The organism is Neisseria sp. P0021.S007 (assembly GCF_051956855.1).
Map to the genome: position 1 here is coordinate 1 of NZ_JBQCXA010001441.1, position 481 is coordinate 481.

General features: G+C 48.0%; 1 protein-coding gene. It reads left to right on the plus strand.

Going from position 1 to position 481, the window contains the following annotated elements; all coding sequences use genetic code 11:
* On the plus strand, positions 1-481 hold a 481-nt coding region (locus tag ACTHUR_RS19605; protein WP_440400459.1), incomplete at both ends, for a Cas10/Cmr2 second palm domain-containing protein.

Here is a 481-nt window from a genome sequence, read left to right on the forward strand (position 1 = left end):
GGATAAGGCGGTTGATTGCGCGGACGCGTTGCGGCAAGCATTTTCAGCCTGCCTGAAAAAAGTGTCAGATGTTTTGAAAGCAGAAAAAGCACCCACATTGTCCGTCGGTTTGGCGATTTGCCAAATCAGCACGCCGCTTGGCAATGTACGCCGTTTGGCAAAACACGCGGAAAAAGTGGCAAAAGGCGACAATTATCCTGCCGATCAACAGCGCAATGGATTGGGGATTACCCTATCTGTACGTTCAGGTTCGGACAATGATTGGCGCGTGCAATGGAGTGATGAAGCAGGTTTGGCAGCATTTGAAAAATGGAAAAAATGGTATCGGGAGAAAAAAATCAGCAGCCGAATTGCTTACGACAGCCGAGATATTTTTATGCGGACCGATTTTTCCCCGTCTAACGATTTATCATCCGAATTACATCAAAATATCCGCCAAGCCGAGTTTGCCCGTATGCTGGACAAGGCACGCGATATGGAG